Origin of the sequence: Neisseria sp. P0022.S009 (assembly GCF_051956675.1) — a bacterium.
Lineage (GTDB): Bacteria > Pseudomonadota > Gammaproteobacteria > Burkholderiales > Neisseriaceae > Neisseria.
Window position 1 is genome coordinate 1 of the sequence record NZ_JBQCXE010000013.1, and the last position, 11050, is coordinate 11050.

At 48.7% G+C, this 11050-nt stretch carries 6 protein-coding genes; 1 reads left to right on the top strand and 5 read right to left on the bottom strand.

Annotation, left to right across the window (positions count from 1 at the left end; translation table 11 throughout):
• Positions 1-349 precede the first annotated feature (349 nt).
• Positions 350-1273 carry a homoserine kinase gene (gene thrB, locus ACTHUG_RS11030; protein ID WP_440386788.1) on the top strand — a complete coding sequence of 308 codons (924 nt, stop codon included), beginning with the start codon at positions 350-352 and terminating at the stop codon, positions 1271-1273.
• Between the two features lie 121 nt (positions 1274-1394).
• Here thrB and ACTHUG_RS11035 read toward each other — a convergent pair whose 3' ends face one another.
• From ACTHUG_RS11035 to ACTHUG_RS11055, 5 genes are all read right to left on the bottom strand, one after another.
• Positions 1395-1616, bottom strand: coding sequence for a hypothetical protein (locus ACTHUG_RS11035; protein ID WP_440386787.1), 222 nt, complete (start codon positions 1614-1616; stop codon positions 1395-1397).
• Positions 1617-2046: 430 nt separating this feature from the next.
• Positions 2047-3054, bottom strand: coding sequence for an IS5 family transposase (locus ACTHUG_RS11040; protein WP_440386786.1), 1008 nt, complete (start codon positions 3052-3054; stop codon positions 2047-2049).
• Between the two features lie 312 nt (positions 3055-3366).
• Positions 3367-4515: a trimeric porin PorB gene (gene porB / locus ACTHUG_RS11045; protein WP_440386785.1), complete on the bottom strand. Its 1149-nt coding sequence runs from the start codon at positions 4513-4515 to the stop codon at positions 3367-3369.
• Between the two features lie 324 nt (positions 4516-4839).
• The gene (pepN, locus tag ACTHUG_RS11050) at positions 4840-7461 is read right to left on the bottom strand and encodes an aminopeptidase N (RefSeq protein WP_440386784.1); all 2622 of its coding nucleotides are present in this window, start codon (positions 7459-7461) and stop codon (positions 4840-4842) included.
• Positions 7462-7616: 155 nt separating this feature from the next.
• On the bottom strand, positions 7617-11050 hold a 3434-nt coding region (locus ACTHUG_RS11055; RefSeq protein ID WP_440386783.1), incomplete at its 5' end, for a YadA-like family protein.

Here is an 11050-nt window from a genome sequence, read left to right on the forward strand (position 1 = left end):
AATTATCGAAAATTTCAACCAACTGTGTTATACTGTCTGCTTCGTTTTCTTCACCGCGTCAGCAGCGAAGAACCGAACTATACGCCCTCCAACAAAACCAGTCAACACCTTTCTCGAAATTATTTTCGAAAATTTAACCACCACCCTGTTTTAACAGGGTTTTTATTTTTCTAAAAATACTCAAATCTTCCCTATCCGCTTCCAATATCCAACCCGGTTCAATACTAAGGCCGTCTGAAATTTTGGTTTCAGACGGCCTTTTGAATTTGACCTATGCTTTAATTTATATTGTTGATGCTTGTTTTTTGGTATGATGTTTCTTTGATTTTATTTCAGCTTCGAGTTTGCTATGTCTGTCTATACCAGTGTTTCCGACGCTCAAATGCGCGATTTCTTGCTGCAATATGATTTGGGAGATTTTGTTTCTTTGCAGGGGATTGCTCAAGGAATTACTAACAGTAATTATTTTCTGACTACCTCAACCGGTCGTTATGTATTGACTGTTTTTGAGGTTTTAAAATCAGAGGAACTGCCTTTCTTTTTAGAGCTAAATCAACACTTGAGCCAAAATGGCGTTGCCTGCGCCGCTCCGATTGCTCGTAAAGATGGTGGACTGCATTCTATGTTAGCCGGAAAACCTGCCTGCTTGGTAACTTGTTTGAATGGCTCCGATACCGGCTGGCCGACAGAGGCACAATGTTTCCATACTGGTGCGATGTTGGCCAAAATGCATTTAGCCGGCCAAGATTTTCCTTTAAAAATGAAAAATCCCCGTTATGATGGCTGGTGGCACGATGCCTGCACTCAGTTGCTCCCGGTTTTAGATAGCGAAGATGCCAAACTGCTTCAAGCTGAAATTGCTTCTTTAGATGAAAATCTTGGAGAACATTTGCCTTCCGGTATTATCCATGCCGATTTATTTAAAGACAACGTACTGCTTAATGGAGATGAAGTTTCCGGCTTCATCGATTTTTATTATGCGTGCAATGGTAATTTCATGTACGACTTGGCCATTGCAGTTAACGACTGGGCGCGGACAGCCGATAATAAATTAGACCCTGCTCTTTATGATGCTTTTATCCATGGCTATGAAAGCGTGCGTCCTTTATCTGATGAAGAACGTGCATATTTCCCTACGGCACAAAGAGCCGGATGTATCCGTTTCTGGGTGTCCCGCCTACTGGATTTCCATTTTCCTCAATCAGGTGAAATGACATTTATTAAAGATCCGAATGCATTTAGAGATCTGCTATTGAGTCTTAATAAGGCATAGTTATAAGATCATCCAAATCTAAATTATAAGAATCTGAAATTTTTTCTCCTTACTAAGATCCTTTTAGAGACTTAAGACCTTTACATAAAAACTCGAAACCTTGTTCATCCAACCAGGCACATCATTTCACACACGAATTGTCTAAAACGACCGAGACATCGCGTTCGACTTTATTCATATACGTCATGTGGACTTTCTTGCCTTTGAATTCTGCTTCGACAACGGATTCCAGCGTAGCAACATCTCGGGTGAAGCCGAATTTTTTGTCGTTTGCGGCAATGAATTTGACGGGTTTATCGCGGAACAGCGAGTAGAAAGACTCGCCTTTATTATCTGCAGTCACGACGCATTGCGTTTTGCTGTCGGTGGCGATGACGGAGGAAAGCGTATGGGGCTTATGGGTGCGGTCGGCGAAGGTGGTGTAGGAATCATACGACCCGAAGCTGGTTCTTAATGCGAAAGTATTGCCAAGCCATTCATGGCTTGTCCTGTCTTCGGGAAGATTTTTCTCGATGACTTTTTTGCCTGCAAAGAAAGAGCATTCTTGGGTTTTATGGTTGCAGACTTTTCTGATGCTGAACTGCTTGTCCGAAGAAGTAATGATGGTTTCGGCGGCAAGACTGTTTGAGACCTTTGCAAAAAAGCCCTTCCCGCAACAGCCGAAATACCAACACAGATTTTCGGCTGTTTTCGTTCCAAGTACCCACTGGTTCTACCCAAACGCCCCCTTAATCCTCCCCGGACGCCCCATAATCAGGCATCCGGGCCGCCTTTTAGGCGGCAACAGGCACACTTAGCCTGTTGGCCGCTTTCAACAGGTTCAAACACATCGCCTTCAGATGGCTTTGCGCACTCACTTTAATCAGTCCGAAATAGGCTGCCCGCGCATAGCGGAATTTACGGTGCAGCGTACCGAAGCTTTGTTCGACCACATAACGGGTCTTCGACAAATATCGGTTGCGCTTCGTTTGCACTTCCGTCAGCGGACGGTTGCGGTGGGCTTTGCGCATAATGCCGTCCAGCAACCGATGTTCTTTCAGATGTTGTCGGTTTTCCTTACTGTCGTAGCCTTTGTCGGCATAGACGGTCGTACCTTCGGCAATGCCTTCCAACAAAGGGGACAGATGGTTGCACTCATGGGTATTGGCAGGAGTGATGTGCAGTTTCTCGATATAGCCTTCCTCATCGGTACGGGTATGTTGTTTGTAACCGAGTTTGTAGAGGCCGTTTTTCTTTGTCCAACGGGCATCTTTGTCCTTACTCGGTGTGGTTTGGCCGCTGACTTGTCCTTCTTCATCGACTTCTATGGCCTGGCGCTGTTTGCTGCCGGCGGTCTGAATAATGGTGGCATCAATGACGGCGGCGGATGCCTTCTCTAATTTTAGGTTTTTTTCGGCCAGTTGTCGGTTAATCAGTTCCAGCAATTCGGACAGGGTGTCGTCTTGCGCCAGCCAGTTGCGGTAGCGGCATAAGGTGCTGTAATCGGGGATGCTCAGTTCGTCAAAACGGCAAAACAGGTTGAAATCGATGCGGGTGATGAGGCTGTGTTCGAGTTCGGGATCGGTGAGGCTGTACCATTGTCCGAGCAGGACGGCTTTGAACATGGACAACAGGGGATAGGCGGGACGACCGCGGTGGTCTCGGAGGTAACGGGTTCTTTGACGATTCAGGTACTGTTCGATCGGTTGCCAATCAATCACCTGATCCAACTTCAATAGTGGGAAGCGGTCGATGTGTTTGGCGATCATGGCTTGTGCGGTTTGCCGGAAGAAGGTGCTCATGGAAAATCCCCTAAATGTCTTGATGGGAATTTAGGGGATTTTGGGGAATTTTGTAAAGGTCTCTGTTCGCACCTAAACGGAGACCAGGATGCCCGATTATCATGTGTCTAAATAAGGATTATAAGGAGTATTTAGTATGAAAAGTCGAAAACCTGTATTTAGATTTTAGCTATCAGGAAAGAGGAATTTTGTAAAATTCTCAACCTTCTTCTATATCAATGGTTAAATTAATTTTTCATTTAGGTAGCATGAAGAATATGAATAAAAAAAGAGCCTGCATAAAACAGGCTCTTTTTCATACTAATCCGAAGATTAGAATTTGTGACGCAGGCCAACCAAACCAGAGATGGTTTCAACTTTGTGAGGGCCAGACTCAGCACCACGCAACCAGCCGGCAGAAACCAGAGCAGTAGTGCGTTTAGAGAAGTCGTAGTCAGCACCAACGATAACTTGGTCGTATTGAGTGCCTTTCAGTTTTTTACCGTCAACTTTAGCTTTGAAGCCGTGAGCGTAAGAAACGCGAGGAGTTACGTTACCGGCGCGGTAAGCGGCAGTAGCAGCAACTTCAACAGTTTCAACACCTTTGCCATCCAAACCAGCAGCAGTACCAAATACTACGTTGGAAGCGTTAACTTTAGAAGTGGTTCTTTCACGCATTTCTTTAGTTACAACACCGTTAGACTGAGCTTGAGCGTAGTCACCTAATTTTTCCCAGTTTTTAGCGTATTGACCGGCTACAGATACGAACAGGTTGTTAGCATCGTAACCAGCTACCAAACGTTGTACGTGACCGTCTTTATAACCGTTTTTAGTCTCTACAGAGTTTTTACGGAAACCACCAGCGTATTGACCGAAGAAACCAGAGTTTTCGTAGTTCAGGCCAGCGTAGTAAGTGTCATGAGAAGGATCTTCGTGTTTGTATTTGTCATCAGAGTTCGCATTGTCGCGTGGAGTGTATTGTACGCTTGCGCTGAAGCCTGAGAATACAGGGCTGTCGTAACGTACAGATACTGCACGCTCGTCAACACGAGTGAATACAGACATGCCTAACGCACCGTTATTGCTTTCCCATTGGTCAACGTTGTCGCTAGAGTCTTTAACAGTAGAGTTCAGTTTACCGGCACGAATTTTACCGAAGCCGCCTTCCAAACCGATGAAAGATTCGCGAGAAGCCCACTCTTTGTCGCCACCGGCGATAGAAGTAGACTGTTCAACTTGCCAGATGGCATTCAGATTGTTACCCAAGTGTTCGTGGCCTTTGAAGCCGATGCGTGAACCGAAGTCAGCGATTTCAGTAGCAGTTTTAGAGCTTTGTGCGAACTTCAGTTCTTCAGCGGTTTTTTTACCCAATTTAACTTTGGATACTTCAACGCCGGCTTTAATTTGACCGTACAGAGTTACGTCAGCCATAGCTGCAACAGGCAGAGCCGCCAGAGTCAGGGCAATCAGGGATTTTTTCATTGCTGTTTTCCTTTTTTAAGTGTGAAGAAGCGAGCATTCGTTCTTCTTATTACGATATCGTTCTGTTTCAACGATTCCATGACCATAATATAAAGCTTATGGCTTAGGAAAACAAATTTTCCTCTTGTTTTGAGTGATTTTTGCTAGGAAACGTTGTTTTTTACAGACAGAGTGGATATGGAAAGTAGTCGTTTATTCTGTAATATCTTTTTCTAAAAGAGGATTTTTACAAAGGCCCCAGGCCGTCTGAAACCAATCGGTTTCAGACGTCCTTTAGTCTATCTATCCTTATTGCTAGATTACAATAAGGTCAACAGACAGGCTTTATTTTTCATTCAAAATCTTACCGACAATCTCGCCTACATCTTTGGACAAACCTTCTTGTGCATTGATGCGTTGCAATTCTTTGGTCATGACGGCTTTGCGGTTGGCTTCCAATTTGTTGCAGATGTTGAAAGCCTGCACCAGTCGGGCGGCAACTTGTGGATTAAAGCGGTCGATTTCCATCACTTTATCGGCTATAAAGCGGTAGCCGCTGCCGTCTTCTGCATGGAAGTGCGGAATATTACGGCTGAAGCTGATCAACAAAGAACGGGCTTTATTCGGGTTTTCGATGCTGAACTTAGGATGATTCAAGGCCGTCTGAACTTGCTGTAAAGTATCTTTGCGGCGGCTTGAAGCAATCAGGGCAAAGTATTTATCCATTACCAAGGCATCATCGGCGAATTTATCGGCAAATTGTGTCAACAAACGATCGCGGATTTCGCTTTCATTGCTGTTGATTGCGGATAAGATGCCCCATTCGTGGGTCATGTTTTGCGCCATTGCTTCGTAATTCTCCGCAACGTGTTCAATATGCGCAGCTTCAGCACGAAGGATAAATGCTCTGCAAGCATTGCGCAAAGTTCGCCAGCCGGCCAATTCCGGGCTGTATTCATAACGAACAGTGGCATCAGCTTGGTTTTCTTGCTCGGTAGCTTGACGGTTCAGCTCGCGCCACTGAGGCAGGAACTTGACAGCAACGGCATTGAGCAAGGCTTCTCGCGCTTGATGAACCTGAATCGGGTCAATATTTTCTTCTTCCGCCCATACATCGGTTTCAGACGGCATTTGCAGCAAAATGGCACGGAATGCCGGATCAAAGTCACCGGAAACCACCAAAGCCAAAGCATCCATCAATGCTTTATGTTCCGGCAAAGGACGGCCTTCCGCCAATGCCTGACGGTTGGCGTTAATGGCGCGATGATACAAGGTTTGAGCAGCCTCCCAACGGGCAAACTCATTTTCATCTGCCGCCAATAAAGTGGCCAATTCTTGCTCGCTGTACGGATAGTTCAGGGTAACCGGTGCAGAGAAATCACGCAGCAGAGACGGGATAACCGGCTCATTGACGCCGCCCAACACAAAAGTCTGCTCGGCTTCGGTCAATACCAAAACCGCCTCTTTCACTCGTTTGCCTTGATATTCAAACTCAACCGCTTCGCCTTTTTCATTCAGCAAACCGGTTTTGACCGGAATCATCATCGGCTGCTTTTCCGCCATATCGGGCGTGGCAGGAATGGTTTGTTTGATCGTCAATTCAAACGCACCATCTTTCAGACGGCCTTGAGCATCTAAAACCGGCGTACCGGCTTGGCTGTACCACAAAGCAAACTGATCAAGATTGATGCCGTTTGCGTCTGCCATTGCGGCACGGAAATCATCACAAGTCACAGCCTGACCGTCGTGGCGTTGGAAATACAGCTTCATGCCTTTTTGAAAGCCCTCTTCCCCGAGCAAGGTGTGATACATGCGCACGACTTCCGCACCTTTTTCATAGACGGTCATGGTGTAGAAGTTGTTCATTTCTTCATAGCTGGCCGGGCGGACAGGATGCGCAGTCGGGCCCGCATCTTCAGGGAATTGGAACAGGCGCAGCATACGGACATTGTCAATACGGCGCACCACGCGGCTGGCCCGGTCGCCGGAAAATTCTTGATCGCGGAATACGGTCAAACCTTCTTTCAGCGACAATTGGAACCAATCGCGGCAGGTCACGCGGTTGCCCGTCCAGTTGTGGAAATATTCGTGGCCGACCACAGATTCGATGCCTTCAAAGTCGGTATCGGTCGCGGTACGGCTGTTGGCCAGCACGAACTTGGTGTTGAAAATATTCAAACCTTTGTTTTCCATTGCGCCCATATTGAAATCGCCCACGGCAACGACCATGAAAATATCCAAGTCGTATTCCAAGCCGAAGCGCGTTTCGTCCCATTTCATTGCATTTTTCAACGATTCTACTGCAAAACCGACTTTAGGTTTGTCTGTCTCAGTAGTGTAGAACTCGATTTTGACCTTACGGCCGCTCATGGTCGTAAAATAATCTTCCGTTACCGCCAAATCGCCTGCCACCAAAGCAAAGAGATAGCTCGGCTTGGCAAATGGGTCTTCCCATTTCACCCAATGACGGCCGTCTGAAAACTCGCCGCTATCGATTTTATTGCCGTTAGACAGCAACACCGGATAGCGTTTTTTATCCGCAACAATGGTGGTGGTAAATTTAGACATGACATCCGGACGGTCGATGTAGAAGGTAATTTTGCGGAAACCTTCCGGTTCGCATTGGGTGAACAGGTTGCCGCCGGAAGCATACAGACCCATCAGGGATTTGTTCTCAGCCGGCAGAATTTCGGTTTCCACTTCCAGCGTGAAGTTTTCAGACGGCACGCCTGCAATCGTCAATTTTTCGTCTTCCAACACATAATCTACGGCCTGACCGTTTACTTTCACGGACCGCAGTTTTGCCGAACCATCCAATACCAACGGCTCCCCTGCTCTTTCAGGTTGGACGGTCAGACTGGATTTGACGATGGTTTGCGGTTCTAAAATATCGAAATGCAGGTCGGTTTTCAGAATACGGTACGCTGGAGCGGCGTAGTCTTTCAAATAATGGACGGTTTTGCTCATTTGTTCTCTTTCAGAGTCATGCGGTAAATAGATGAAGCATATCGTTTCATATAACCTAAATTCAAGTGTTTTCAGAAAAAAAGGCCGTCTGAAACCTAAAATTTCAGACGGCCTCCCTATTCAGGCAGCAAATCTAGTTGCCTGTCATTGCCAACTTACCACTGATACAGCGCACCGGCACCGACACCGACATGACCGTCGGTATTGGCCGAGAAGTTGCCTTTGACAATCCAGTTGCCGCCGTCGCTCATCGCAGACACGCCGATGGCCATGGCAGACTGACCGCCATAGTAGCCGCTGCCGACACCGATACCGGTCGCACCCGGACGGGTTACTTGCGGAATCGAGCCTTGGGCAATCGCACCGGCCACACCCGCGTAGGCTTTCTTACCTACTTGGTTGATGTTGTTCTGCAACTCGGTACCCAAACCAATCAATTGGTTCACGTTTGCCGCATCTGTACCGTCTTTACCCGGAGCCACATTGGTAATGCGTTGGCCGCCGTTGTTCAAACCGACAGGAGACAATTTGACTTGGTTGTTCGGATTGTTTTCAGTCGGTGCAGCGATGGTTACGCCGTCGTTGTTGACCACGGTATTGCCTGCGGTCAGACCGTCTTTGTTCAACGCAACTTTATCGCCGACTTTCACGCCGTCTTTGTTCATCACAGTATCGCCTGCTTTGAAGGTATCGGCATTCACGGTCTTCACGCTAATCTCGTCAGCCAACTTCAGCTGAGCGCCACCGGCTACGGTTTCGCTGATGATGTTGCTGTCGCCTTTGACGTTGATGGTGTCACCCAACGCGTAGTTGTTGCTGCCGGTCGTACCGCCGAAGTTGATGCCTTTGGCGATAGTCGCAGCATTGTTGGCTACGTTTTGGTTGGTTGCGTACAACTGGCTGCCGTTAACGGCATCTTTGCTGTTGGCATTGAGATCGCCATCCGCTACGTTGGTTACTTTATTGCCTGCATTGTCCAAGCCGTCTTTAGTCAGGTTTACCTTGCCTGCTTTCAAGCCGTCTTTGTTCAATGCAACATCGTCACCCACTTTCACACCGTCAGTATTCACTGCGGTATCGCCGGCTTTCACGCTGTCAACATCCAAGTCTTTATCGGTTGCCACCTCGTAAACAGTCTGACCCTTGTCGCCTGTTTTCTGAGTCACAACGATATTCTTACCTTGAACAACTTCAGTCTTAGACGCAGCAGCAGCTTGTTTCAGTTGGGAAACATTGACTGCATCGGTGTCATCCGTACCGGCTGCAACGTTGGTAATCTTATTGCCGCCGTTGTTCAAACCGGCTTTGGTCAGGTTCACATCGCCTGCTTTCAAGCCGTCTTTGTTCAATGCAACATCGTCGCCAACTTTCACACCGTCATTATTCATCACGGTATCGCCTGCGGTAACGCTGTCGACTTTCAGGTTTTTATCGGTCGCCACTTTGTAAATGGTTTGGCCATTGGCGCCTACATCCTGAGTAACAACAATGTTATCGCCTTGAACGACTTCAGTCTTAGCCGCAGCCACAGCTTTGTTCAACTGAGCAACATTCACCGCATCAGTATCATCGGTACCGGCTGCAACATTGGTAATCTTGTTGCCGCCGTTGTTCAAGCCGGCTTTAGTCAGGTTGACATCGCCAACTTTCACGCCGTCAGTATTGACTGTGGTATCGCCGGCTTTCACGCTGTCAACTGCCAAGTCTTTAGCCAATTTGACTTCCAACTTATCAGAGCCATTCGCTACAACGCCGATATTGCCGTCTGAAAGTTTGGCTGCATCGGTTTGACCGCCGACAATATTCAGCTTCGTACCCGGTTTGCGTTCAACGTCTTTGCCGCTGTCGCCGCCGAAAGTCAAAGGCAGATTGGCAGTTGCATTGACGGCTTTGATTGCATCGTGGATGTTGTTCTCACCTGTACCTCCAATATCGGTCATGCTGATGTTGCCGCCGTTATTGGCCGCATTGCCACCCAATACATTCACCAACTGATCTTGGGCTGCATTCAGCTGCTCTTCGGTCGCCGCACGTTTGCCTTGGGCAAAATCGCTGCCGCCCAAAGTCGTATTGCTCAAGCCGCTGACTTCGCCTTTATCGCCATCGATTTTCACCGGAGCCGCTTGACCGACATTCAACACATCGGCCAATTTCAGCTGTGCACCACCAGCTACGGTTTCGCTGATGATGTTGCTGTCGCCTTTGACATTGATGGTGTCGCCCAATGCGTAGTTGTTGCTGCCGGTGGTACCGCCGAAGTTGATGCCTTTGGCGATGTTGGCGGCGTTGTTGGCGACGTTTTGGTTGGTCGCAAACAGTTGGCTGCCGTTGACGGCGTCTTTGCTGTTGGCATTGAGGTCGCCGTCGGCTACGTTGGTCACTTTGTTGCCTGCGGCATCGATACCGGACTTGGTCAGGCTAGGACCGCCTGCGACTTTCACACCGTCGTTGTTAACGGTGGTGTCACCGGCTTTGACGCTGTCTACCACCAGGTCTTTGTTCAGCTTGACGGTTACAGTGTCGCCTTGGGCTTCAGTCGTGATGTTGTCGTCGCCGGCAACGGTCACGGTGGAACCGAGTTTTTCGACATTGGTGCTGCCGCTGTCGCCGTTGAAGGTCAGGCCTTTGTTGTCAACGGTGGTTTTGGCATCCACACCTTTTTGGATGTCGTCTTTGGTGTCTTGCGCCAAGTCGATGCTGTAGTCGGTCACGTTGTTCGCGTCTGCAGCAGCGGCGGTAACGGTCAACTTGTCAGAACCGGCGCTCGCGGTCGTGCCTTTGGCGTTGACGGTGTAAACGTCTTGGCCGTTGGTGCCGGTCGTTTTCACCACGTCTTTGATGTTGGTACCGGCGGCAACCTCGGTACGCGCTGCGGCGCTTTGCTGTTTCAGCTGGCTGTAGTTGACGGCGTCGGTGTCATCGGTACCGGCGGCTACGTTGGTGATCTTGTTGCCGGCGGCATTGATGCCTGCTTTGGTCACACTTGGGCCACCGGTAATGGTGAGGCCGTCTGAATTCAGTTTGCTGTCGCCTGCGGTAACGCTGTCAACAGTAATGTCTTTGGCCAGTTTGAAGTCAATCTGGTTGTCGGACACTGTGGTCACGATGTTGCGGTCGCTGCTGCGGTAGGCAACGGTTTCGCCCAGTTGGACGTTGTCGTCGCTGCCGTTATCGGCGGCAATGTTCAGACCTTTGGCGATGTTGGCGGCGTTGTTGGCGACGTTTTGGTTGGTCGCAAACAGTTGGCTGCCGTTGACGGCATCTTTGCTGTTGGCATTGAGGTCGCCGTCGGCTACGTTGGTCACTTTGTTGCCTGCGGCATCGATACCGGACTTGGTCAGGCTAGGACCGCCTGCGACTTTCACACCGTCGTTGTTAACGGTGGTGTCACCGGCTTTGACGCTGTCTACCACCAGGTCTTTGTTCAGCTTGACGGTTACAGTGTCGCCTTGGGCTTCAGTCGTGATGTTGTCGTCGCCGGCAACGGTCACGGTGGAGCCGAGTTTTTCGATATTGGTGCTGCCGCTGTCGCCGTTGAAGGTCAGGCCTTTGGTATCAACGGTGGTTTTGGCATCCACACCTTTTTGGA